Below are 25,120 nucleotides of genomic sequence, written 5' to 3' on the forward strand. Positions count from 1 at the left end.
ATGACTCCTGTGCGTCTCCGTTTAAGGGAGGGGCCGGGCGGGCGCGTAGCGTGCCGCCCGGTAAATTATTAATCAGCGATCGCTGTGCGCCGCCGCCGCGTAAGCCGGTTCCGCAAGCTCGCTCCATTCCAAATAGCGCTGGTAGAGCCGCTCGAATTGCGCGACCCTGGCCGGGTCCGGCTGCAGGGTGCGTTCAATCCGACTGGCCATGGCCTGCTGCGCCACCGCGATATCCGGATAAACGCCGGCCGCCACCGCGCCGAAGATAGCCGCGCCGAGGGCGCAGCATTGATCGGAGGCCACCAGTTGCAGCGGACGATTCATCACATCCGCGCATACCTGCATGATAATCGGCGATTTGCGGGCAATGCCGCCCATCACCAGCACGTTTTCCACAGGGATGCCCTGGGTTTCAAAGCATTCCATGATGGCGCGGGCGCCGAAGGCGGTGGCGGCAATCAGTCCGCCGAACAGCGCCGGCGCATCAGTGCCCAGATTGAGGCCGGTGATCACGCCCTGCAGGCGCTGGTTGGCGTAAGGCGTGCGCCGGCCGTTGAACCAGTCCAGCACCACCGGCAGATGCTCAAGGGACGGTTCGCTGGCCCAGGCCTGCGCCAGCGCGTTCAGCATCTGTTCCTGGATACCGTCGAGAGCGGGTTTCAGGGCCGGGTTGTGTTGCACCGCCTGTTTCAGCGGCCAGCCCAGCAAACGTCCGAACCAGGCATAAATGTCGCCAAAGGCCGACTGACCGGCTTCGAGACCGATAAATCCCGGTACCACGCTGCCGTCGACCTGGCCGCAGATGCCGGCGATAGTGCGATCGCCCACACGCTGTTCGTCGGCGATAAGGATATCGCAGGTCGATGTGCCGATGACTTTAACCAGGGTATAGGGCTGCGCGCCGGCGCCCACCGCGCCGATATGGCAGTCGAAGGCGCCGCCGGCAATGGTAACGGTCTCCGGCAAGCCAAGCTTTTGCGCCCATGCGGCGGTGATGCGCCCGACCGGCGCTTCCGCGGTATAGGTATCGGTGAAGAGCGGATATTGCAGCCGTTCGGTCAGAACCGGATCGAGCGCCTCAAGGAAGTCTCGCGGCGGCACGCCGCCCCAGTCGGGATGCCAAAGGGATTTATGTCCGGCGGCGCAGCGGCCGCGCTTGATGTCCTGCGGCCGCGTGGTCCCGGACAGCACGGCCGGTATCCAGTCGCAAAGCTCAATCCAAGATACCGCCTGCCGGCGTACCTGGGCGTCCTGGCGGGTAATATGCAGGATTTTGGCCCAGAACCATTCAGAGGAGTACACGCCGCCGATGTAGCGCGTGTAATCCGGATGCGCGCCGTCGTGGCACAGCCGGTTTATCGCCTCGGCTTCTTCTATGGCGGTATGATCCTTCCACAGGATAAACATGGCGTTCGGGTTGTCGGCGAATTCCGGGCGCAATGCCAGTATCCGGCCCTCCTCATCAATAGGGGCGGGGGTACTGCCGGTGGTATCGACGCCGATGCCGGCGACGCGCAGGCGCTGGGCCGGGGTGAGGGCGTTTACCACAGCGCGGATCGCCTGTTCCATGGATTCAAGATAATCATTGGGATGATGGCGGAATTGATTGTGCGCGGGTTTGCAATACTGGCCCTCGCGCCATCGCGGGTACCAGACCACTTCGGTCGCCAGCTCTTTACCGCTTTGGCATCCTACCGCCAGGGCGCGTACCGAGTCGCTGCCGAAATCAAGCCCGAGGCTGATGGCCTCTTCATTCATGCTGTTCTCTCCTGTTTACCCGAAAACGGATGATGTGCACAACCATAAGGGGGTTTTGAGCCGGCCGTGAGGAGCGGTTGGCTGGAAGTATGCACATTCCTGTCGCTGATGGCTGAAATGTGATGGTGTTCAAAAACGCGCGGGGAGGTGGAATTTGCTGTATCTATGCACAAATCAGCTGTTATTGAGAACTGTGATAACGCTCTACATTTTAGTAACACATTAAGGCTAAAACTACTCCCGTCTAAAGGGCCTGGTCGGACTAACGGCGATAAATCCGCCGCTTAGACGTTCCAAGCGGATTCATCTTCCCGACTGATAACGCTTACACGCTTCAGCATTTTGAAGCGAGGCGATAAAAAATACCGGAGAGTTACATGCATAAATTCACTAAGGCACTGGCGGCAATCGGATTGGCTGCCGTTATGTCTCAATCGGCTATGGCGGAAAATCTGAAACTGGGTTTTCTGGTTAAACAGCCGGAAGAACCCTGGTTCCAGACCGAATGGCGTTTTGCCGATAAAGCCGGCAAGGACCTGGGATTTGATGTGATTAAAATCGCCGTGCCCGATGGCGAGAAAACCCTTAACGCTATCGACAGCCTGGCGGCAAGCGGCGCCAAGGGTTTTGTTATCTGTACCCCGGATCCAAAACTGGGCTCGGCCATTGTCGCCAAGGCCCGCAGCTATGATATGAAGGTCATTGCCGTTGACGATCAGTTCGTCACCGCCAAAGGCAAACCGATGGACACCGTTCCCCTGGTCATGATGGCGGCCACCAAGATTGGCGAACGCCAGGGCCAGGAACTGTGGAAAGAAATGAACAAGCGCGGCTGGAACGTGGCTGACACCGGCGTCATGGCTATTACCGCCGATGAGCTCGATACCGCCCGCCGCCGCACTACCGGTTCGATGGACGCATTAAAAGCCGCCGGTTTCCCGGCAAAACAAATCTATACCGTCCCGACGAAATCCAACGATATCCCTGGCGCCTTTGACGCCGCCAACTCACTGCTGGTACAGCATTCCGGCGTGAAAAACTGGCTGATCATCGGCATGAACGACAATACCGTGCTCGGCGGCGTGCGCGCCACCGAAGGCCAGGGCTTCAAGGCGCCCAACGTTATCGGCATCGGCATCAACGGCGTGGATGCGGTAAGCGAACTCTCCAAAGCCAATGCGACCGGCTTCTACGGGTCTCTGCTGCCAAGTCCGGACGTTCACGGCTACAAGAGCATCCAGATGCTTAACGATTGGGTAACCAAAGGCGTTGAACCGCCCAAATTCACCGAAGTGACCGATGTGGTGGTCATTACCCGCGACAACTTTAAAGAAGAATTGGCGAAGAAAGGGCTGGGCGGTAAATAACCGCGGCGCCTGTTTCCCGGGACGGCTATGCGCCGTCCCTGTCCATGACGATGTCATTCATCAAGAGGATGTGCACGTGTCAGCCAAGACCCCTGATGGTTACAGCCGTGGGATTGCCGGCGCACCGTTCGTATCAGTTAACGCGAGGATGTGTTCATGACAATTCAGACACCCTATCTGTCGTTTCGCGGCATCGGAAAAACGTTTCCCGGCGTAAAGGCGCTGGATGATATCAGTTTTGACTGCTATCCGGGCCAGATCCACGCCCTGATGGGCGAGAACGGCGCCGGCAAATCCACGTTGCTGAAAATTCTCAGCGGCAGCTATACGCCGACCCAGGGTGAAATCCTTATCAAAGGCCAGCCGGTCCATTTTAATTCCACCGCCGATGCGCTGGATGCCGGCGTCGCCATTATCTACCAGGAGTTGCACCTGGTGCCGGAAATGACCGTGGCGGAAAATATCTACCTCGGCCAGTTGCCCAATAAATACGGCATGGTTAACCGCGCCATCCTGCATTATGAAACCAAACTGCAGTTGGAACACCTGGGGCTGGATATCGCGCCGGACACACCGCTCAAATATTTGTCCATCGCCCAGTGGCAGATGGTGGAAATCGCCAAGGCGCTGACCCGCAATGCTAAAATTATTGCCTTTGACGAGCCGACCAGTTCGCTGTCGGCGCGTGAAATCGAACAGCTTTTCCGGGTGATCCGCGAACTGCGGGCCGAGGGCAGGGTAATACTCTACGTGTCGCACCGCATGGAGGAGATTTTTACCCTCGGCGATGCCATCACGGTATTCAAGGACGGCAAGTACGTCCGCACGTTCGACGATATGACCCAGGTCGATCACACCAAGCTGGTGCAGGCCATGGTGGGACGCAATCTCGGTGATATCTACGGTTACCAGCCGCGCGATCATGGCGCGGTACGGCTGCAGCTGGACAGCATCAAGGCCGCTGGCGTGAAAACGCCGATTACGCTGTCGGTGCACGCCGGTGAAATCGTCGGCCTGTTCGGCCTGGTGGGCGCGGGACGCAGCGAACTGATGAAGGGGCTGTTCGGCGGTACGCTGATTACCGGCGGGCAGTTGCTGCTGGACGGCAAGCCGCTTAATATCCGCTCGCCCATCGACGCCATCCGCGAAGGGTTGCTGCTGTGTCCGGAAGATCGCAAAGCCGACGGCCTGATACCGGTGCATTCGGTAAGGGAAAATATCAATATCAGCGCCCGGCGCAAGACCATCAAGGCCGGTTTCCTGATTAACGACCGCTGGGAAAAGGAAAACGCCGAGGAACATATCCGCTCCCTGAATATCAAGACGCCCTCCGCCGAGCAACTGATCATGAACCTGTCCGGCGGCAACCAGCAAAAAGCCATTCTCGGCCGCTGGCTGTCGGAGGATATGAAAGTCATCATGCTCGACGAACCGACGCGAGGAATCGATGTCGGCGCCAAGCACGAAATTTACCACGTGATATATGAGCTGGCCAAACGCGGTATCGCCGTGCTGTTCGCCTCAAGCGATCTGCCTGAAGTCCTGGGGCTGGCCGACAGGATCGTGGTGATGCGCGAAGGCGCCATTTCCGGCGAGCTCACCCACACCGATGCCACTGAACAGAAAGCGTTAAGTCTGGCAATGTTGCACACAACCGATACCAGCCCCGCTGACGCGGTTGCCTGATTGTGAAGGAGTCTAAGATGTCGACTGTTACTACCCCCTCCCCGAAAGCGAAAAAAACGCTGGGCTTTGGCCGCGTCTGGGATAATTTTGGCATGCTGGTGGTGTTCGTGGTGCTGTTTATCGCCTGCTCGTTTTTTGTGCCGAACTTTGCCAGTTTTATCAATATGAAGGGCCTCGGCCTGGCTATTTCCATGTCCGGTATCGTCGCCTGCGGCATGCTGTTTTGCCTGGCTTCCGGCGATTTCGATTTGTCGGTCGCCTCGGTTATCGCCTGTGCCGGCGTCACCACCGCCGTGGTCATCAACTCAACCGAAAGCCTGTGGCTCGGCGTGGCGGCGGGACTGGTGCTTGGCGTACTGTGCGGCCTGGTCAACGGTTTTGTTATCGCCAAGCTGAAAATCAATGCCCTGATAACCACCCTGGCCACCATGCAAATCGTGCGCGGTCTGGCGTATATTATTTCTGATGGTAAAGCGGTGGGCATCGAAGATGAACGCTTTTTCGTGCTGGGCTACGCCAACTGGCTGGGCCTGCCCGCGCCCATCTGGATCATGGCGCTGTGCATGGCCATCTTTGGTTTCCTGCTCAACAGAACCACCTTCGGGCGCAACACGCTGGCCATTGGCGGTAATGAAGAAGCCGCCCGGCTGGCGGGGGTGCCGGTGGTGCGCACCAAGATCATTATTTTTATCCTGTCCGGACTGGTGTCGGCGGTGGCCGGTATTATCCTCGCCTCGCGTATGACCAGCGGCCAGCCCATGACCTCATTGGGTTATGAGCTGATCGTCATCTCCGCCTGCGTGCTGGGCGGGGTATCGATGAAAGGCGGCATTGGCAAGATTTCCTATGTGGTGGCCGGGGTGCTGATCCTCGGCACCGTGGAAAACGCCATGAATCTGCTGAATATTTCGCCGTTCTCGCAATACGTGGTGCGTGGGGTCATCCTGCTGGCGGCGGTGATTTTCGACCGCTACAAACAAAAAGCCAAACGTACGGTATAAACCGACGCGGACCGGTCGCATCGCGGCCGGCCCGCTCACAGTTTTACGACCCTGGCACGCTATTGTCCGCGCTTTAGGATATTCTCAATCAGACGACAACCTGTCCGGAGGTGAGATGTATCATCGAATGACTCACGAGACGCAATCCAATCCCTTATTACCGGGCTATATGTTCAATGCCTATCTGGTTGCCGGCCTGACGCCGATTATAGCGGGCGGGCCGCTGGACTTCTTCATCGACCGGCCCGACGGCATGAAGGGATATATTCTTAACCTGACCATCAAGGGGCAGGGTAAGATTTTTGAAGGCGAGCGTTCCTTCGTCTGTAATCCGGGCGACCTGCTGCTGTTTCCACCCAAATCCGCCCATTATTACGGCCGCTCCCCGGACAGCGACTGCTGGTATCATCGTTGGGTGTATTTTCGCCCGCGTGCGTACTGGGCCGACTGGCTGGAATGGCACAGCAAAATCCATGACGTCGGCCGCCTGCGGCTCGGCAATGATAATCTGCTGACCGAATTCGACCGGTTGCTGGCCAATATCGAGCAAACCCAACGTTCCGGACGCCGTTTCTCGGAAGAACTGGGCATGAACCTGCTTGAACGCATGCTGCTGCGCGCCATGGAGGAGGACCCGCAAAGCCCAAGCAAAATCATGGATCCGCGTATTATCGAGGCCTGCCAGTTTATCACCGGCAATCTCTCCGGCGAACTGCGCATCGACGAGGTGGCGCGGCATGTCTGTTTATCCCCCTCCAGGCTGGCGCATCTCTTTCGCGAGCAGGTTGGCATCAATATCCTGCGCTGGCGCGAGGACCAGCGGGTAATCCGCGCCAAACTGCTGCTGCAGACCACGCAGGAATCCATCGCCACCATCGGCCGCGTGGTGGGGTATGACGACCAGCTCTATTTTTCGCGGGTATTCCGTAAACGCGTCGGGGTCAGCCCCAGCGACTTCCGCCGCCGCAGCAGCGAGATTAATTATCCCGGCCGCAGTATCCAGGCGTCTCATAATTGGCAGTTGCAAAGCGAAAAGGCTATCGGAGGCTGATAATTTATTGTTAATGTGAGTCCGATAATAATGTCCCCAGCGCTAATATAAGGCAGTGGGGACATTGCTGTGTTAGCCAAAAAAGAGGAACGACAATGGCTGAAAATATCGGTATCGGACTTATTGGTTACGGCTTTGCCGGCAAAACATTGCACGCGCCGTTGGTTAACGCCACGCCTGGACTGACCCTGGCAGCCGTCTCATCGAGCGACGCCGGCAAGGTGCTGGCTGACTTTCCGGGCATGAAGGTCGCCGCCGATCCGGGTGCTGTGATTAACGATCCCGCGGTTGATCTCGTGATTATCCCCACGCCGAACGAAACCCACTTTCCCCTCGCCAAACAGGCGCTTGCGGCCGGCAAGCATGTGGTCGTCGATAAACCCTTTACCGTGACGCTGTCGCAGGCTTATGAGCTTAAACAACTGGCCGAAAACCAGCGGGTGCTGCTGTCGGTGTTCCACAACCGGCGCTGGGACAGCGATTTCCTCACCGTGCGGCAGCTGATTAAAGACGGCGTTCTCGGCGACGTGGTCTATTTGTCCTCGCAGTACGACCGTTTCCGGCCGCAGGTGATGCCGCGCTGGCGTGAACAGCCGGGGGCCGGCAGCGGCATCTGGTATGATTTGGCGCCGCATTTGGTCGATCAGGTCATCCAGCTGTTCGGCATGCCGGTGGCGGTTAACGTTGACCTGGCCCTGTTGCGCCCCGGCGCGCTGACCGATGATTACTTCCATGCCACGCTTATCTACCCGCAGCGGCGCGTGGTGTTGCACGGCGGCATGCTGGCGGCGGCGGCGACACCGCGTTTTACCGTGCACGGCACCAAGGGCAGCTTCGTCAAGTTCGGGCTGGACCCCCAGGAAGCGCAACTGAAAGCGGGCGTTTATCCGCCGCAGCCGAAATGGGGCGTCGATGCCCAGGACGGTATGCTGACGCTGGCCGACGGCGATGCGTTGACCGAACATCAGGTGCGCACCCAGCCGGGCAATTATCCCGCGTATTATGCCGGCATTCGCGACGCCATCCTCGGCGTGGGCGAAAACCCGGTTACCGCGGCCTCGGCCATCCAGGTAATGGAGCTGATCGAGCTGGGCGTGCTGTCGTCGGCACAGAAAAAAACATTGGCGGTGAAGAACGGTTAATGCCAAGGTGGATTTTTACGGGCGCCCGGCGGCGCCTTTGGTTTTTACAGTGGTAAGGGCAGTGACATGGCGTGGTTTCAGCGTTTAAAGATTGATAAGTTTTTGCTGGTTTTAGTCACCGTGGTGATTCTGGCGTCACTCTTTCCGTGCCGGGGTTTGATCAAGGTCTTTTTTGAATATCTCACCACCGCGGCGATTGCGCTGCTGTTTTTTATGCACGGCGCCAAGCTGTCGCGTGAAGCGATCGTAGGCGGTATGAGCCACTGGCGGCTGCATCTGGTGGTGTTCCTCAGTACCTTTGCGTTATTTCCGCTGCTGGGCATCGCCATGAAGGTGTTTGTGCCTTCATTGTTATCCTCGCCGGTGTATATGGGATTTCTGTATCTGTGCGCGCTGCCGGCCACCGTGCAGTCGGCCATCGCGTTTACCTCGGTGGCCGGCGGCAACGTGGCCGCCGCCATCTGCAGCGCGTCGGCCTCCAGCATCCTGGGCGTATTTTTGTCGCCGGTGCTGGTGGGCCTGCTGATGCATACCCAGGAGGGCGGCGCGACCAATACGCTGCATGCCATAGGTTCCATTATCCTGCAACTGATGGTGCCTTTTGTCCTGGGCCATTTGTCGCGGCCGCTGATTGGCAAATGGGTGGCGCGGCATAAAAAGCTGGTGAATATTACAGACCGGTCATCAATATTGCTGGTGGTGTATACCGCCTTCAGCGAGGCGGTAGTGGGGGGGATCTGGCATCAGATCACCGGCTGGTCGCTGGTCTCCATCCTGGTGTTCTCACTGGTGCTGCTGGCCATCGTCCTGGTGGTCAATACCTGGACCGCGCGTTTGCTGGGATTCAACACCGCCGACGAGGTGACCATCGTCTTTTGCGGCTCCAAGAAAAGCCTGGCCAACGGAATCCCTATGGCCAACGTGCTGTTTCCCGCCGCCATGGTGGGCACCATGGTGCTGCCGCTGATGATCTTCCACCAGGTGCAGCTGATGGTGTGCGCGGTGCTGGCGGCGCGATATGCCCGCCGGCAGGCACAGCAGATGAAAAACATTCCTTCCAATCCCGCCGTTAATAAATAACACTAGTAATGAGCATTCATTGGCTTTGACAATACATTGTCCGGGCCGATGATGCCGTCTGGTGGGCATAAGCTGTAACCATACAGAAACAGGCATTTTCAAATTATATGCCGTTATTTTTCCTAGGTTTATATAATAAGCCCCCGATATAGGTTGGAGGCTGCCTTTACACGGTGGTAAAGATTGCCAATTTTAAGCAAATTAGCGAGGCAAGTATTGTCAAAACTGGATGTCATTCCATTAACTCAATGTATTAATGAGATAAACCGTATATAGGCATAGGGTGAGGTTAATCAGAATAGGCAATTGCCTGTATGGGACATGTTGGCTAGTATAAATTAATCCGCGATGCCTATTACATTTTGTATGTCATTTTAGACAGGTATTTCGCTCTATCGTCTGATTGAATGATTATATGCCATCCTGCGGAGGGTTATATCAAGGGTAACTCACTATTTTGCCATGGGTTTTACCTTGGGCGTCGTGCATGAATTTAGAAATCGATTATTTTAAATAGACTTCGTGTGTCGACCCCATCTCTCTTAATGTATCAGGCATTACCTTAAGCGTCCGCGTGCAAGCGATTTATAGTCGGACCTCTCAATAAAATAGGAATTTTGGAGATATATAATATGAATATTGAGCTTGAATATTATAGAGATTATAAGCCCGACGGGAATTTGTATGCTCGGTGCCTTGGTGGGGAGCAACATTTTTTCATTGAATATAGCCTCTATGACTGTGGCGAACCTGGCAAGCTTGCTGCTGAGCAAAGCGCATGGGGTGATGAGCTGGTAATATTCAAGCTGTGCTCAGGTACGCTTTATCAGCTGCGTGCGTTGGTAAAAGGGGAGGGGCATGGGACTGAAGAATTATTGTCGGATATATTCTCAACCGTTTACACGCCGGAATTTACAAGCCAGCAAAGATGTGGGATAACAAATATAAATAATTTAAAAGGCAGGCTAAACATAACCACAAATGAAAAACAAAATTTTAGAATACAATTCTATCCCTGCGGTTTCGAACAGTTACAGCGCGAGGAAGATAATAATGTTCCTTTCTTTTACGGACTCAGTGAGATTGTTCGTTTTATCCCCTGTTTTGATGAAGAAGATATACGTGCAAAGATAAAAATATTGCCGCAGTTTGAGAAACTGCGTGGACTTTATCGGGTGGAGCAAAACCTCAACAATAATGAATTATTGCTGTTGGCGCAAGAACTTGAGCAACTGGACTATGTGGAATACTGTAGTTTATCTGGCGAGGCGAAGGAAGACGCTTCCTCCTATGATGAGGATAGTTGGCGAGAGGAAATTGAGCCGGCCAACGTGACGCCAAATTTAACCCAACACCAGGGTTATTTGGATAACTCGCCCTGGGGCATGAGCGTCAGGGCGGTTTGGGCAAGAAATATCACCGGCAGGGGCGTGGGGGTCCGCATGCAGGATACTGGTGTTTATAATACTCATGAGGATCTCGTTACAAATATAACTGTAGTATCCAATTCAACGGGCAATAGAACACACGGAACCTCAACCGCCGGGATTATTGCTGCGCTTAATAATGGCTTTGGTATGACGGGCATCGCTTATGACTGCCGTTTGTTCGCCTATGCTGGTCAACTGAATGAATTTGAAAGAATGATCCGTGACGCCTTACCGGGGGAGATAGTCACAATTTCCTTAAGTACTGGAAACTTCCCGCTGATAGATGACCCACATCGCTGGAGTCTTTTCCAACTATTGATTCAAAGCGGCGGTGTGGTAGTGATATCCGCCTCAAACGGAGGGTTAAATTTGTTCCGATCTGGAATAAATGACTTCGGTGATAGCGGCGTTATTCTGGCGACCTCCAGTCATCGCGCCACGGGCAGAAGATTACCATTTTCAAATTTTAATTTTCACCGGGTGGTTGCCGCCTGGGGAGAAAATGTCGCCACCACCGGAGGTGGTAATTTACTCAATTTGGGATCGCCAAATCGAACCTATCGTGACAATTATAGCGGCACTTCTGCCGCGGCGCCTCAAGTGGCAAGCGTGCTGGCCTTGATACAATCCTATGCCAGATCTGTTTACCACATTATATTTAACGCCGATCAATTGTATCGGATCATCCTGGATACGGGCCATCGCGAAGGTGAAATTGATTTAATCGGCCCCAGGCCAAATGCAGAGGCTGCGATAAACTATGTTGACAACCTGTTGAGTCAAGGATTGCTGCCACCGCCTCTCTCTCCTCTTCCCCCACAAATACCACCGAGATATCCTTTCTGGAGGGTCGGACGGCAATATGAAGTAGGCGATCGGGTCACTCATTTAGAATTGTTTTACGTATCTACAACGAGGCATGTTGCCAATATCGGCTGGCAGCCAAACTTGGCTCCGACATTATGGCGACAGATACAATAATAGTGATTATTTTTGCAAGAAAATTACATCACTCAAAATTTTTATTGCAATAAGTGAAACGGAATGTGTTGATAGAGTGATTATTAGCAGCTAACGACATAAGGATAATGATTGTGAATATAACTCTCGATTATTTTAGTAAATATTGTTCTGACGGCCTCATTTTTATAAAATGTGAAGGCGATTTACGTGGATGCAACGTTAATTTTTCGCTGTATGCGCAGGATAATATCATTCAACATAAGTATGCTGAGGAAAATGAGCTGGTAATTTTTTCCGTACCTTATCCCTCAGTATATAGAATAGCAGCAGAAATCTCTTCGGCACAAGGTCAATGTCATGTGCTTTGGACGGACTATATTGTTATGTCGGAATTCAGTTTGAAGGCGGAGGATAGAAAATCATCAAGACCATGGTTAAAAGGTAAATTAGCGTATATTAATGCTCCTGGGAATTATATTGAGGTAAAGTTTTATCCTAGAGGTATTGATAAACTGTACAATGAAGAGGTGTGTACAGTGCCTTTATTTCAAAAATACCGACGGCACATTTTATTGACGCCTTGCTTTGATCCTCAAGGGGTGGAAAAAAAATGCGAAATTTCATCGGTCTATCAGGAGCTTAAAAATTTTTATACCCTCAACATTGATGTTGATAATCAAGAAATACTAGCATTAGCGCAAGAACTGGAAGCGCTTGACTATGTTGAATACTGCGGGTTATCGAACACACTGGTTGAACCACCGCCGCCGTCGCTAACTGAGCACGACGGCATTCATCAGGATGACGGGGCGTCATTGAATAATCAAACGCCAGATTTCACTGGCTTGCAAGGATATCTAAACGCCGGTTTAGGGGTGAATGCCAGGAGCGCATGGAGTCGGGGTGCCGCAGGCAATGGTGCGGGCGTTCGCTTATTGGACTATGGGGTACATCCTAATCATGAAGATTTATGGGGTAATATCACCGTACGGACCAATCGACCCGGAGGCGGCGACCATGGTACCGCGGCGGCGGGCATTATCCGGGGAGTTAACAACGGTTTTGGCGTTACTGGAATTGCCTATCAAAGCCGGCTATTTGTCTATGAATCGCTCATTTCAGATATGAACCGAATTATGATGGAGTTAATTCCTGGTGATATCGTCGTGCTTAATACACAAACCATGCTTGAAAATGATCTTTCAATAGTATTGCCAATTGTCCATAACGTTATTTGGTGGGACAGGATCCGCTGGTGCGCGCAGGCCGGCGCGGTGGTGATATTCGCCGGCGGCAATGGCTCGGTTAACCTGAGCCAGTTTCCCCGGTTCAATGATTTTGGCGATAGTAATGGCATTATGATTGGCGGTTGTGATTCTTTTAGCGGCCTCCGGGGGACCAGAACCAATTTTAATTTAAATCATCCAACGTTAAACGCCTGGAGCGATAGCGTCACTACTACCGGCTACGGAGGCTTGCAAAATTTAAATCCACCTAATCGCACTTATACCCGGACATTTAGCGGGACCTCCAGTGCTACCCCAATGGTGGGTGGATGCCTGGCGGTCGTTCAAGCCTATGCCCGTAATCAGTATCATATTATTTTTAACCGGGATTTTATCTTCGATATCCTTAGCCAAACCGGCGGGCGCGAAGCCGCGGGGCAGGGAATAGGCTTCCGACCGAATCTTGCCGCTGCCCTGGCGCGGGTGGATGAATTGGTCAGCGGCGGCATTGTGCCGCCGCCACTGCCGTCACCGCCGCCCCCTCCGGTGCTGCCTTATCCCGCCTGGGCTCCCAATACGCAATACGCGGTAAACGATCGGGTGTCCTATTTTTGGAGCGTTTATCGGTGTAGACAAGCCCATCGTTCGATTATCAGCTGGGAGCCTGGGGTAGCCGTTTCATTATGGCAATTGATAATCTAACGAAATTGCGGATTGGGGCTTTAATCTTTAGGGATATGAATTATGGCAGAACCCCCTTAGCACCTCCTGGAAACAGGCGCTAAGGGGGAGAAACCATGCCAATGCCAAGGCTAGGGCTAGGGCTGTAGTTTCAACGTACCTTGTCAAGGAGCAACTTTTTTTCCGTCGCGTTTAAAAAAGCAATCTCCAGACCGTTGCGCCGGGCGGTCTGTATTTGGCTTGGGGTCAGCCCGGCCTGCGGCGCCGCCACCCGGTATTCATAATCAATATCGATACCCTGGACCGCCGGATCGTCCGAGTTAATGGTGGCGAGGATCCCGTGCTCAAGGAATTGCTTTAACGGGTGTTCTCCCAGCGCGCGCACGGTGCTGGTCTGCACATTGGACGTCAGGCAGCTCTCTATACCGATGCGATGCAGCGCAAGAAAATCCATCAGCGCCGGATCCTCAATGGCCTTTACGCCGTGGCCGATACGCTCCGCGCCCAGTTCATGAATGGCCTGCCAAATGCTCTCGGGACCCGCGGCCTCGCCGGCGTGCACGGTAATGCGCAGCCCGGCGTCGCGGGCGCGGGTGAAATGGCTCAGGAACAGGCTGCCGGGGAAACCCAGCTCATCGCCGGCCAGATCCAGCGCCGTGATACCGTCGCGGCAGGCGAGAAGGGCCTCCAGTTCTTGCAAACAGGCGTCTTCGCCAAAGGTGCGGCTCATGATGCCAATCAGCCTGGCTTGGGTGCCAAAATCACGGCAGCCGTCGCTGACTCCCGCGATAACCGCTTCAACCACCCCTTGCAACGGCAACTGGTGTTTCATCGCCATATAATAAGGTGAGAAGCGCAATTCGGTATAATCCAGCCCCACCCGGACGGCATCCTCGACGTTTTCATAGGCCACGCGGCGGCAAGCCTCCAGCGAACCCAGCACCGCCACGCCCCAGTCCAGCTTTTGCAGGAAACTGACCAGATCCGGCTCGGTTTGGGTGACCTGCACATGCGCCCGCAGATCCTCTAGATTATCGGCCGGCAACGCCATGCCGAATTGGCGGCCCAGATCGAGGATGGTTTGCGCACGGATATTGCCGTCAAGGTGGCGATGGAGATCGGTCAGGGGAAGGTGTTTATCAATCATCGGCAACAGTCTTATTCTGGTGAAATATAGCCTGATTATAACGTGTTTGCGAAGAGTTAGCAGAGATTGGTTAGCCGGCCTGGGTGGGATTACGCTTCAGGAACAAACGGAGACATTGAGGAATGCAGCGTGCGCAAAAGAATAGGATCGCGCCCGCGGCGCGGCGGATAGGGAGGGTAACGTCTTAAACAGACCGCCCCGGCGCCGGGGCGGTCATCAGGCTGAAAGGTTTAAGGTTGCGGTATCGCCTGCGGCTGGACTGGTGGGGTTTCGCCTTCCGGTAAACCGAACAGGCCGAACAGGCCCATAAAGCTTTGCAGCGACATTTTTTGGCCGTTCAGGTTGACCTGGTTATCGGCATATTGAAAGCTGCTGGTCAGGGTATTATCGCTGACGGTGGTCAGTTTAAACATCTGGCCCATGGCCGCCAGTTCTTGTACCTGCTGTTTAGCCAGTTTTTGGGCATCCTCGTCGTTATAGCCCTGGAGTCTGGCGAACTGGGTGGTGGTTTCGGTGGCCATGTCCAGCGGCACGGTCAGCTTGGCATCCAGCTTGTTGACAAACCGCGCCCACAGCTGATCCGGCGTCGCCGGCGTGGCGGGAGCCTGGGACGGGTCGTTAAGATTGAGCGTCAGGTTAAACGCGCTTTCTCCTTTGCTGTTTTTCCAGCTGAACGGCGCAATGGTCAGGTACGGGCTGCCTTTCAGCGCCAGCGGCAGGTTCTGGAACAGCGCCTGGCTTATCAACTGCTGCTGAGTCGCAGGATCTAAATGCCGTTATTTTTTCTAAGTTTTTATAATAACCACCGATATAGGTTGGATGCTGCCTTTACTCTGTGGTCAAGATTGCCAATTTTTAGCAAAGTAGAGGGGGCAAGCTTTGTCAAAACTGGATGTCATTCCATTAACTCAGTGTATTAATGAGATAAACCGTATCAAGACATAGGATGATACCAGTTAAAATAGGCAATTGCCTGTATGGAAAATGGTGGCTATTATAAATTAATCGGTGATGTCTATTACATTTTGTATGTCATTTTACACTGGCATTTCGCTATATCGTCTATTTTAAATAACATAATCCTGTGAGAAACCGTAGAGGGTTGTTATGAATATAAAATTAGATTACTTTAGAAACAATGCTTCAGATGGCAATATTTATGCGCGATGCATTGGTGAAGAGTCTGATTTTGATATAATCTACACCTTATTCGAAGGAAAAGAAAAAGAGCATTTTTCTATAAAAAAGAAAGCTTATGGCGATGAGTTGGTGACTTTTAAGCTTACATCAGGTTGCGACTATTATTTACATGCTCAATTAAAATTGTCTAATGGACAGGATGTTGAGCTATGTTCTGACATAATCTCCACATTGCCCTCCTCGAATTTTCTACCGCCGACAAATTGCAAAATTGAAGATATGACAGACATAAAAGGCAAGCTGAAAATAACCTCAGAGGGTAGACAGGATTTTATAATACAATTTTATCCAGGTGGATATAAAAAACTTCAGTGTGAAGCCAGGCATAACGTTCCTTTGTTTTTCAAAGCCAGGCGTTATATTGATTTCGCGCCTTGTTTTGATAAAAAAACGCTAAGCGGTATCATAAAAAAATTCCCGTTGAGCAAAAAATTGCGTGAACTTTATCGGGTGCGGCAAAACCTGGTAAATGATGATTTACTGCAGCTGGCGCAAGAAATTGAACGGCTGGATTATGTGGAATACTGCAGCTTATCGGGCGATCCGACGTCGGAATCGTTACCCTCTGAATGGGAGACATACCCGCAGGAAGTTGATATTGCTAATGTGACGCCGAATTTGACCCAGCACCAGGGGTATCTTGACAATACGACAAGAGGCATGAGCGTCAGGGCGGCATGGGCCAGGAATGTTACCGGACGTGGCGTGTCGGTACATATGCAGGATACCGGCGTATGGCCGGACCATGAAGATTTGATCGGTAATATTACCGTCGTTAACAATTCATATGAGAATAGAGATCACGGCACATGGTCGGCCGGCGTTATCGCCGCCAGCAATAACGGGATCGGCATGATGGGGATCGCTTACGACTGTCGCTTGTTTGCCTACATAAATACATTCACCGATTTTGAAAAGATTGTACGTGATGCCCTTCCGGGGGATATTGTTACTGCCTCTTTAGGCTGGGATTATTCAGCTTTACCGTTGGTGCACCATCAAGCCTGGTGGAGTATGTATCGTTTGCTGGTAAGCAGCGGTGTAGTGGTGGTGCTACTCTCCGGCAATGGAGGATTAGATCTGAGCCAATCGGTCGAATTTAATAATTTTGGCGATAGCGGCGTTATCCTCGCCACCGCCAGTCATCCAGACAACAGGAGGCGGCTGGAGTTCTCAAATTACAATTTCACCCGGATGATTGCCGCCTGGGGAATGGATGTCGCTACCACCGGCGAGGGCGATTTGCTCAACCTGGGTCATCCCAACCGGACTTATACCGCCAATTATGGCGGCACCTCCGCCTCGGCCCCCCAAATCGCGGGCGTTCTGGCCCTTATCCAATCCTATGCAAAATCGGCTTATCATGTGATTTTTAGTGGCGACCAACTGTATCAGATTATCCGCGTGACGGGCCATCGTGAAGGCGAAGCTGATTTAATTGGTCCCAGACCTAATGTGCATGCCGCACTGGAATATGTGGACTACCTGTTAGGACCGGGCGAGCCGACGCCACCGCCGCCAGAATATCCCTTGTGGCGGGTAGGTGTACAATATGAAGTGGGTGACAGGGTCAGTCATTTGGGGTTGAACTATATCTGCAGGTCACGCCATGTTTCCAACGTCGGCTGGCAACCGCAGCTGGCGGTAACATTATGGACGAGAATCCCATAATAAAACATAATCACGAACGTCTAAAAAAGATTAGTAAAACATATCATTATTTGGTGAGAATTTCAGATATTACTGATTAATCTTTCCAAATAATACATAACAACTTATAAGTGATTAAGGGGCACCGTCATGAATATAATGCTCAATTATTCAACTGAAGATCTTCCTGAAAGAACTATTTCTATTCGATGTAAAGGTGCTGAATCGGGGGCTAAGGTGGTATTTAGCCTGTATGAGCAGGACAATATTATTTGTAAAAAAGAGGCCAACGGAGATGAACAGGCGCGTTTTACCGTGCCGTTTCCCTCATGGTATAAAATTTCCGCTGAAATTAGCCAGGGAGACGATGCGTGCTGCTTATTGTGGACTAACCCTATCGATATTCCCGATTTCCGCGAGCGGCAATGTGAAAAAACACTGGATATTAAAAGTCTGAAAGGTAATCTTGATATTTTTCCAGGAGAGGATAATTACATTGAGGTTAAATTTTATGATGGCGGAATAATACAGATATTTGAGGAAAGATCGTATAAGATACCGCTTTTTTATAGATATAGACGGCATCTGGATTTCATACCCTGTTTTGATAAAAATCAAATCGATAAAAAATGTTGTTTGTTACCTATTTATAATGAGCTGCGTAATTTTTACCGACTAAAGATTAATCTCGATAATTACCAACTACTGGCATTAGCCCAGGAGTTGGAGAGCCTGGATTATGTTGAATATTGCTGTTTGTTAAGTAAAAACAAATACCCGCCACCGCCTGATAATATTGAACACCAATGCTATGAACCGCAAGCGCCCTTTATTGGACAGACGCCTGATTTTACGCCATTGCAAAGGTATTTGGATCCTGGGTTGGGTATGAATGTCAGAAATGCCTGGAGCCGGGGGGCATTCGGCGTTGGCGCGACAGTACGATATATGGGGTTTGGTGTTTATCAAGAGCACGAAGATTTAATAGGTAATATCACTGTAAATTCCAATCGTCCAGGTGCCCGGAATCATGGGTCTGCGGGAGTAGGCGCCGTTAGGGGTATCAACAATGGTTTTGGCATAACAGGTATAGCCTATGGCTGCAAATTGATTTTTCATGATACCGGTATAGAAAATCTGGACCGCATTTTAGTGGAATTATCGGCGGGTGATTTGATCATTATAAATAATCAATTTAACATCAATGGTTTCTTGTTGCCCATGGTACATCTGGCATCTTGGTGGGATCGGATAGATTTATGTACCCGGGCCGGGGCGGTGGTGGTATTTGCCGCGGGTAACGGCGGGCTCAATCTCCGTCAATTTCCTCAATTTAATAATTTTGGCGACAGTGGCGGTATTATGATTTGCAGTGCTGACTCACACTCTGGTCTGATTAGACATAGCAGTAATTTCAATCTTTATTCAATGCTAAATTCCTGGGGTGATAGTGTTGTTACGATCGGATGGGGTGACTTACAAAATTTCGATCCGCCGAACCGCACTTATACCGCTACCTTTAGCGCCACTTCCAGCGCCACGCCTTTAGTGTGCGGAGCTTTAACGGTAGTTCAAGGTTATGCCATACGCCGGCTTTATCGTCCATTAAACGCCGCTGAAATGTTCAGAATCGTCACCCTTACCGGCGGACGGGAGGGGGAAGGACAAGGTATTGGTGTCCGGCCTAACGTCACCGCCGCCCTGGAGTTGGTAGATGAAATGGCCGGTGGCGGAACGCCGCCCCCAGAGCCTGAATATCCCCCGTGGCGGGTAGGTGTACAATATGAAGTGGGCGACAGGGTCAGTCATTTGGGATTAAACTATGTCTGCAGGTCACGCCATGTTTCCAATATCGGGTGGCAACCGCAGCTGGCGGTAACGTTATGGACGAGAATCCCATAATAAAACACAATCACGAACGTCTAAAAAATATTAGTGAATGTAGGAAATTGATCTTGGACTTAAATAGATCAGAATCATGACAAATGAAATGTGTTTATATCCAAATGTCGGTGCTGGCCGGGAGGAAATGCCGTGTTTACGCCCAAAACCGATTAAGATCCAATAAATTTATGTAGGTGACAATCATGGGTTTGACTATCGAATACTACAGGGCTTATTCCCCTGAAGGCCCTCTCTATATTCGCTGTGAAGGTGCGGCGCCCGAATGTAAAGTGAAATTTACCCTATATGGGCTGGATGGCATGATAGATAACAAGGAGGCCGAAGGCGATGAACTGGTCGGCTTCAGCATCCCTTTTCCGTCGGAATACAGGATTTCCGCTGAAGTCTTATCGGGGTACGATAAGTGCGGTGTATTATGGACAGACCCTATTATTGTCCCGGAGTGCCACTGGCAACCTCAGCCGCAAAAACGGGAAATCAACAACCCGAAAGGCAAGCTGAAAATTATCGAGGGTGTGGATAACTATATAGAAATTAAGTTTTATGATAAAGGAAAAAAACAGCTTTTCGAGGAAAAAAAACATAATGCCGTATTATTTTATAAATATCGGAAATGTATTCATTTCCTGCCCTGTTTTGACCGGGAGATGATAAATAAAAAAAGAAAATTATCGCCAATCTATAATGAATTGCGAAATTTCTACCGGATTGATAGCGAACTCTGCAATGACGAACTACTGGCGTTGGCGCAGGAGCTTGAATGCCTGGACTATGTGGAATATTGCGCGCTTGCAAGTAAAAATAAATTTGCGCCGCGGCCCGACGACGACGGTCCGCGCCCTTATGACGAAGCGCGCCATGCCTCGCCCCATCTGCCGGCACCTTGGTACGGCGACAAGGACCCGTCATTTGATACTCCCTTGAATGGTCCGACGCCCGATTTCACGCCGCTGCAAGGCTACCTGAATCCGGGGAACGGCATGAATGTCAGGAATGCCTGGGCCAGGGGAGCCACCGGCAATGGCGCCACCGTCAGGTATATGGGTTCTGGCGTCAATCCCCAGCATGAAGATTTAATCGGTAATATCACCGTAAATTCCAATCGTCCGGAGGGTAATAGGGAGCATGGTACCGCGGGGGCCGGATGTATCGTCGCCGCCAATAACGGTTTTGGCGTGACGGGCATTGCCTTCGGTTGCCGATTCTTTTTCCATTATAACGATATTCACAGCCTGGACCGGATCATGGGGGATTTATCACCTGGTGATGTGATCGGCATCAATCTTTCGGTGGGTGATTCAATTCCATTCCCTATGGTATTAGTCATCGAATGGTGGGACCGGATAAACTGGTGCGTGCGCGCCGGCGCGACGGTGGCTTTTGCCGCCGGTAACGGAGGGGTAAGCGTCAGGAACCATCCTTTGTTTAATGATTTTGGCGATAGCGGCGGGTTTATGATTGGCGCCAGCTACCCAGAGACCGGCCGGAGGACTTCTTTTTCGAATTATAATCTTTACTCCACCCTTAACTCCTGGGGGTGGAATGTCACTACACTAGGATGGGGGGATCTGCAGAATTTTGACCCGCCTAACCGGCTTTACACCTCTGCATTTAACGGCACTTCCAGCGCGACGCCCCTGGTGACGGGCGCTTTGGCGTTGGTGCTGGGCTATGCGCGCACCAGGCACCACCTTACGTTTAATGCGCGGCAAATATTCGAGATTATTACCCAGACCGGCGGTCGGGAGGCGAATGGACAAGATATCGGCGTACGGCCGAACGTCGCCGCCGCGCTGGCGCGGGTGGATGAAATCGCCGGCCCGCCGCCGCCGCAATATCCCTTGTGGCGGGTAGGGGTACAATATGAAGTGGGCGACAGGGTCAGCCATTTGGGATTAAACTATGTCTGCAGGTCACGCCATGTTTCCAATATCGGCTGGCAACCGCAGCTGGCGGTAACGTTATGGACGAGAATCCCATAATAAAGCATAATCACGAGCGTCTAAAAAACATTAGTGAAACATATCATTGTTTAGTGAGAATTTCAGATGTTATTGATTAATATCGCTAAATAACACATAACAACTTATAAGTAATTAAGTGTCACCGTCATGGATATAATGCTCGATTATTCAATTATAGATATCAATCATTCAGATATTACCATAAGCACCTGCAGGCAAGTTGCTTATGGTCGGGTGGTCAAGCTATGGTTTACCCGTTGCGGTTTAAAATCGCTTGTTTTTCGGCTGTGTTTAAAAAAGCAATAACCAAACCGTTGCGCCGGGCGGTCTGGATCTGCTGTGGGTTAAGGCCGGCCCGCGGCGCGGCCACTCGATACTCATAATCGATATCAATACCCTGTACCGCCGGATCGTCCGAATTGATGGTGGCGAGAATGCCATGTTCAAGAAACTGCTTTAACGGGTGCTCTTCAAGCGAGCGCACGGTACTGGTCTGCACATTGGACGTCAGGCAGCTTTCTATACCGATGCGATGTTGCGCCAGAAAATCCATCAGCGCCGGATCTTCAATGGCCTTTACACGGTGGCCGATACGCTCCGCCCCCAGTTCATGAATGGCCTGCCAGATGCTCTCGGGACCCGCGGCCTCTCCGGCGTGCACGGTAATGTGCAACCCGGCGTCGCGGGCGCGGGTGAAATGGCTCAGGAACAGGCTGCCGGGAAACCCCAGTTCATCGCCGGCCAGATCCAGCGCGGTGATACCGTCGCGGCAGGCCAGGAAGGCCTCCAAATAGGATCGCGCCCGCGGCGCGGCGGATAGGGAGGGTAACGTCTTAAACAGACCGCCCCGGCGCCGGGGCGGTCATCAGGCTGAAAGGTTTAAGGTTGCGGTATCGCCTGCGGCTGGACTGGTGGGGTTTCGCCTTCCGGTAAACCGAACAGGCCGAACAGGCCCATAAAGCTTTGCAGCGACATTTTTTGGCCGTTCAGGTTGACCTGGTTATCGGCATATTGAAAGCTGCTGGTCAGGGTATTATCGCTGACGGTGGTCAGTTTAAACATCTGGCCCATGGCCGCCAGTTCTTGTACCTGCTGTTTAGCCAGTTTTTGGGCATCCTCGTCGTTATAGCCCTGGAGTCTGGCGAACTGGGTGGTGGTTTCGGTGGCCATGTCCAGCGGCACGGTCAGCTTGGCATCCAGCTTGTTGACAAACCGCGCCCACAGCTGATCCGGCGTCGCCGGCGTGGTGGGAGCTTGGGACGGGTCGTTAAGATTGAGCGTCAGGTTAAACGCGCTTTCTCCTTTGCTGTTTTTCCAGCTGAACGGCGCAATGGTCAGGTACGGGCTGCCTTTCAGCGCCAGCGGCAGGTTCTGGAACAGCGCCTGGCTTATCAACTGCTGCTGAGTCGCCGGATCGGCCTGGCCGGTCTGTTGCATGATCTGCTGCGCCTGGGCATGATATTTTTCGCTGAAATCGGCGATCGCTTTCGGATCAAGATTCGACAGCTTGATAACCAGCTTGCCGGCGCCGAAATTCTGCCCCTGCACATGCAGCGCATCCAGGTTATAGGCCACCTGCGCATTGAGCTTATCCGCCTCCTCGTTAACGCTGGTCACCTGCGACAGGTTATCGACGCTGAGCATGTCCTTGCCGTCGACATTGTACACCAGCGTCTTGGCCTTCATGGTATTGTCGCCGACGCTGTAATCCAGCTTGCCTTTATGGGTGCTGCTGTCGAGGCTGAACTCCTGCACGGTAACCTGCTCATGCTGTTGCCACTGGTTCAGGCCGCCGATCAACAGGCTGGCGATACTGCCGTCGACCGACATCTTGTCCATGTCATGGTCTATCGCGGCGTTAAACGTCCCGCCGCTGGTGCGGAATACGGTGGCGGGGCTGTTAAAATCCAGGGCCATCACATCGATAACCGATACCGTATCGCCGTTATACGCCACCCGGGTCAGGGCGGTGACCGGCGACTGTCCCTTGCTGGCGTCAAGCAGCGGTTTAACCAGCGGCGTCGCGGCCAATTGGCTGCGTACCGAGGCCATACTGGGGATCAGCACGCCTTTTTTTAACTCGGCGAACGGGAACGGGCCATGGTCGATGGCTTCGTTGACCACCAGGCGATCGCCGGGTTTCAGGGGTTTGTTTTCGCCGGTGGTGCCGTCGGATACCAGCACCAGGTTAACGTGGCTGGAGAACAGACGGCGCTGGTAGTCTTCGATAACCAGGTTGACGCCGGCTTCGGGGAACGCCGCCTTGATACGGGCATTGGCGTCGGCGACCACCGTAGGCAGGCGCTGCTCGAACTGTTTGCCGGTATACCATGCGCTTGCGGTCCAGGCCGCGCCGAGGACAATAATCACGCCAACCGCTATAAGTGTTTTTTTCATGCTTGGTTCATCCTTATTATAATTTCCTGTTCCAGATTGACTGACCGCCCCGGGGCGCAGGCAAAATACTCTGTTGCCGCCACGTGTATATGGTTCTAATAATAGCAACTGCCGGCCAATGCGTGGGCTGTGTTGTCACAGTTCGTTGTAAACCCGGGCAAGACGGCCATTGCCGCTGGCATTGACCGGTGAATCGCCGGCTGCCAGAAACGCGGATTCACCCGGTTTCAGCGTCAGTTGCCGGCCGTCTTTTTCCAGCACCGCCTGCCCGTCGACGCAGAAGACGATGGCGGCGCTGTCCTGGGCCAGTGCCTGGGCCTTGGAAGACAGGTTGTGCAGCGCAAAGGCGAAATCTTCCACCGGGATTGGGAAACGCAGGGCGCCGTTTTCCGCCACCGGCCGGGCCAGCAGTTGGTTCTCGGGCTTGGCGATAAACTGTACGTTGGCCAGCAGTTCAGGCACGTCGATATACTTAGGGGTAAGGCCGGCACGCAGAACATTGTCGGAATTGGCCATCACCTCCAGCGCTTCGCCGCGCAGATAGGCGTGGGGCGTTTCGGCATAAAGAAACATAGCCTGGCCCGGTTGCAGGGTGATGACATTTAACAGCAGCGGCGAAAATAAGCCGCAGTCCTCAGGATACTCTGCCGCTATGTTGCCGATGGTCGCCCAGGGTTCGCCGTGCTGATGGCCAAGGGTGCTTTTCAACACATCGAGGGCCAGGGATTTTTCCTCGCCGGCCATGCTGAGCAAATCGCCGAACAGCTGCGCCAGATGTGTTTCATCGGGATGTTGCAAAAAATGCGCAATGGCGGGATGAGCGCCCGCCACCGGCTGCAGCAGGGAGACGATGGCGGTCATCTCGCGAAATCCGTTCATCGCCTGGAACGGCGTCAGTGCAAAGACCAGTTCCGGTTTATGGTTGGGATCCTTGTAATTACGATTGCCGGCGTCAAGAGGGACGCCACGATCGTTCTCCAGGGCAAAACCGCGTTCAGCCGCGGATTTGCTGGGATGAACCTGAATGGACAACGGTTCCCGCGCGCACAGGACCTTGAACAGGAACGGCAGCTCGCCAAAACGCCGGGCAACCGCCGCGCCGAGCGTCGCCTCGGGCTGTTGCGCTATGTAGTCCCGTAAGGAAATCTCGTTGCCCCGATCGTCGCTGATACGCGAACTGCTTTTGGGGTGCGCGCCCATCCACAGCTCGGCCATCGGCTGCTGGCCCGGGTTGGCGATGCCATACAGGCGGGTGAGGGCGTCTTTACTGCCCCAGGCATAATGCTGTACCGAGTTGATCATTTTTTTCATGGATTTACTGCCCTTGGTGAAGCCTAAATGTGATAACGCGAGGCGGTCGCATAATGGTAAGCTTTTCTTCGGCGCTATACTATCAATGTCAGTCTAGCAAAGACAGACTATCGATGTCCCGTCCTCGTGGCATCGCGCACGGGCAGGATATTGATCTTTAG

At 52.9% G+C, this 25,120-nt stretch carries 15 protein-coding genes and 2 pseudogenes; 11 read left to right on the forward strand and 6 right to left on the reverse strand.

The annotated features are described in order from the left end of the window. Window positions 1–72 precede the first annotated feature (72 nt). Window positions 73–1,758: a ribulokinase gene (locus ACL2XM_RS09105; RefSeq protein ID WP_410015046.1), complete on the reverse strand. Its 1,686-nt coding sequence runs from the start codon at window positions 1,756–1,758 to the stop codon at window positions 73–75. Window positions 1,759–2,135: 377 nt separating this feature from the next. On the opposite strand from ACL2XM_RS09105, the gene ACL2XM_RS09110 reads away from it, so the two are divergent. From ACL2XM_RS09110 to ACL2XM_RS09145, 8 genes are all read left to right on the forward strand, one after another. Then, window positions 2,136–3,125, forward strand: a complete 990-nt coding sequence (locus ACL2XM_RS09110) for an arabinose ABC transporter substrate-binding protein (protein ID WP_413722887.1) — start codon at window positions 2,136–2,138, stop codon at window positions 3,123–3,125. Between the two features lie 156 nt (window positions 3,126–3,281). Beyond that, window positions 3,282–4,811, forward strand: coding sequence for an L-arabinose ABC transporter ATP-binding protein AraG (araG, locus tag ACL2XM_RS09115; protein WP_410015048.1), 1,530 nt, complete (start codon window positions 3,282–3,284; stop codon window positions 4,809–4,811). A gap of 17 nt (window positions 4,812–4,828) precedes the next feature. Further along, on the forward strand, window positions 4,829–5,812 hold the full coding sequence (gene araH, locus ACL2XM_RS09120; protein ID WP_410015049.1) for an L-arabinose ABC transporter permease AraH: 984 nt from the start codon (window positions 4,829–4,831) through the stop codon (window positions 5,810–5,812). A gap of 115 nt (window positions 5,813–5,927) precedes the next feature. Further along, window positions 5,928–6,863 (forward strand): arabinose operon transcriptional regulator AraC, encoded by a 936-nt coding sequence (gene araC / locus ACL2XM_RS09125; protein WP_410015050.1) that lies wholly within the window; start codon window positions 5,928–5,930, stop codon window positions 6,861–6,863. 95 nt (window positions 6,864–6,958) lie between these two features. Beyond that, a complete protein-coding gene (locus tag ACL2XM_RS09130; protein WP_410015051.1) occupies window positions 6,959–8,005 on the forward strand; it encodes an oxidoreductase in 1,047 nt (348 codons plus the stop codon). Between the two features lie 66 nt (window positions 8,006–8,071). Continuing rightward, complete coding sequence (locus ACL2XM_RS09135; RefSeq protein WP_413722886.1) at window positions 8,072–9,085, forward strand: bile acid:sodium symporter family protein; 1,014 nt, start codon at window positions 8,072–8,074, stop codon at window positions 9,083–9,085. 632 nt (window positions 9,086–9,717) lie between these two features. Continuing rightward, on the forward strand, window positions 9,718–11,496 hold the full coding sequence (locus ACL2XM_RS09140; RefSeq protein WP_413722885.1) for a S8 family serine peptidase: 1,779 nt from the start codon (window positions 9,718–9,720) through the stop codon (window positions 11,494–11,496). A 113-nt stretch (window positions 11,497–11,609) separates the two neighbouring features. Further along, on the forward strand, window positions 11,610–13,406 hold the full coding sequence (locus tag ACL2XM_RS09145) for a S8 family serine peptidase (RefSeq protein WP_413722884.1): 1,797 nt from the start codon (window positions 11,610–11,612) through the stop codon (window positions 13,404–13,406). A 130-nt stretch (window positions 13,407–13,536) separates the two neighbouring features. Here the strand turns inward: ACL2XM_RS09145 and add are convergent, their stop codons facing one another. Both add and ACL2XM_RS09155 read right to left on the reverse strand, forming a co-directional pair. Next, a complete protein-coding gene (add, locus tag ACL2XM_RS09150) occupies window positions 13,537–14,532 on the reverse strand; it encodes an adenosine deaminase (RefSeq protein WP_413722883.1) in 996 nt (331 codons plus the stop codon). A 230-nt stretch (window positions 14,533–14,762) separates the two neighbouring features. Beyond that, window positions 14,763–15,302: pseudogene (locus ACL2XM_RS09155) on the reverse strand (YdgA family protein); the annotation flags it as partial. A 337-nt stretch (window positions 15,303–15,639) separates the two neighbouring features. On the opposite strand from ACL2XM_RS09155, the gene ACL2XM_RS09160 reads away from it, so the two are divergent. The 3 genes from ACL2XM_RS09160 (at window position 15,640) to ACL2XM_RS09170 (ending at window position 21,269) form a co-directional block, all read left to right on the forward strand. Further along, entirely contained in the window at window positions 15,640–17,403 is a 1,764-nt protein-coding gene (locus ACL2XM_RS09160; protein WP_413722882.1) for a S8 family serine peptidase, read from the forward strand. A gap of 129 nt (window positions 17,404–17,532) precedes the next feature. Next, window positions 17,533–19,284 (forward strand): S8 family serine peptidase, encoded by a 1,752-nt coding sequence (locus tag ACL2XM_RS09165; protein ID WP_413722881.1) that lies wholly within the window; start codon window positions 17,533–17,535, stop codon window positions 19,282–19,284. Between the two features lie 302 nt (window positions 19,285–19,586). After that, window positions 19,587–21,269, forward strand: coding sequence for a S8 family serine peptidase (locus tag ACL2XM_RS09170; RefSeq protein ID WP_413732763.1), 1,683 nt, complete (start codon window positions 19,587–19,589; stop codon window positions 21,267–21,269). Window positions 21,270–21,501: 232 nt separating this feature from the next. Here the strand turns inward: ACL2XM_RS09170 and ACL2XM_RS09175 are convergent. The 3 genes and pseudogenes from ACL2XM_RS09175 to manA all read right to left on the reverse strand — a co-directional run. Further along, window positions 21,502–22,041: pseudogene (locus ACL2XM_RS09175) on the reverse strand (adenosine deaminase family protein); the annotation flags it as partial. Window positions 22,042–22,130: 89 nt separating this feature from the next. Then, entirely contained in the window at window positions 22,131–23,648 is a 1,518-nt protein-coding gene (locus tag ACL2XM_RS09180; RefSeq protein ID WP_413732765.1) for a YdgA family protein, read from the reverse strand. Between the two features lie 135 nt (window positions 23,649–23,783). Further along, the gene (gene manA, locus ACL2XM_RS09185) at window positions 23,784–24,959 is read right to left on the reverse strand and encodes a mannose-6-phosphate isomerase (protein ID WP_410015061.1); all 1,176 of its coding nucleotides are present in this window, start codon (window positions 24,957–24,959) and stop codon (window positions 23,784–23,786) included. Window positions 24,960–25,120 lie beyond the last annotated feature (161 nt).

Origin of the sequence: Sodalis sp. RH20 (assembly GCF_047324205.1) — a bacterium.
In the GTDB taxonomy this organism is placed as follows: Bacteria; Pseudomonadota; Gammaproteobacteria; order Enterobacterales; family Enterobacteriaceae; genus Acerihabitans.

Bases quoted from the DNA above. Each gene is read 5' to 3' on its own strand.
- ACL2XM_RS09105 (WP_410015046.1), bottom strand. From the start codon at position 1,758: ATGAATGAAGAGGCCATCAGCCTCGGGCTTGATTTCGGCAGCGACTCG.
- ACL2XM_RS09110 (WP_413722887.1), top strand. From the start codon at position 2,136: ATGCATAAATTCACTAAGGCACTGGCGGCAATCGGATTGGCTGCCGTT.
- araG (WP_410015048.1), top strand. From the start codon at position 3,282: ATGACAATTCAGACACCCTATCTGTCGTTTCGCGGCATCGGAAAAACG.
- araH (WP_410015049.1), top strand. From the start codon at position 4,829: ATGTCGACTGTTACTACCCCCTCCCCGAAAGCGAAAAAAACGCTGGGC.
- araC (WP_410015050.1), top strand. From the start codon at position 5,928: ATGTATCATCGAATGACTCACGAGACGCAATCCAATCCCTTATTACCG.
- ACL2XM_RS09130 (WP_410015051.1), top strand. From the start codon at position 6,959: ATGGCTGAAAATATCGGTATCGGACTTATTGGTTACGGCTTTGCCGGC.
- ACL2XM_RS09135 (WP_413722886.1), top strand. From the start codon at position 8,072: ATGGCGTGGTTTCAGCGTTTAAAGATTGATAAGTTTTTGCTGGTTTTA.
- ACL2XM_RS09140 (WP_413722885.1), top strand. From the start codon at position 9,718: ATGAATATTGAGCTTGAATATTATAGAGATTATAAGCCCGACGGGAAT.
- add (WP_413722883.1), bottom strand. From the start codon at position 14,532: ATGATTGATAAACACCTTCCCCTGACCGATCTCCATCGCCACCTTGAC.
- ACL2XM_RS09160 (WP_413722882.1), top strand. From the start codon at position 15,640: ATGAATATAAAATTAGATTACTTTAGAAACAATGCTTCAGATGGCAAT.
- ACL2XM_RS09165 (WP_413722881.1), top strand. From the start codon at position 17,533: ATGAATATAATGCTCAATTATTCAACTGAAGATCTTCCTGAAAGAACT.
- ACL2XM_RS09170 (WP_413732763.1), top strand. From the start codon at position 19,587: ATGATAGATAACAAGGAGGCCGAAGGCGATGAACTGGTCGGCTTCAGC.
- ACL2XM_RS09180 (WP_413732765.1), bottom strand. From the start codon at position 23,648: ATGAAAAAAACACTTATAGCGGTTGGCGTGATTATTGTCCTCGGCGCG.
- manA (WP_410015061.1), bottom strand. From the start codon at position 24,959: ATGAAAAAAATGATCAACTCGGTACAGCATTATGCCTGGGGCAGTAAA.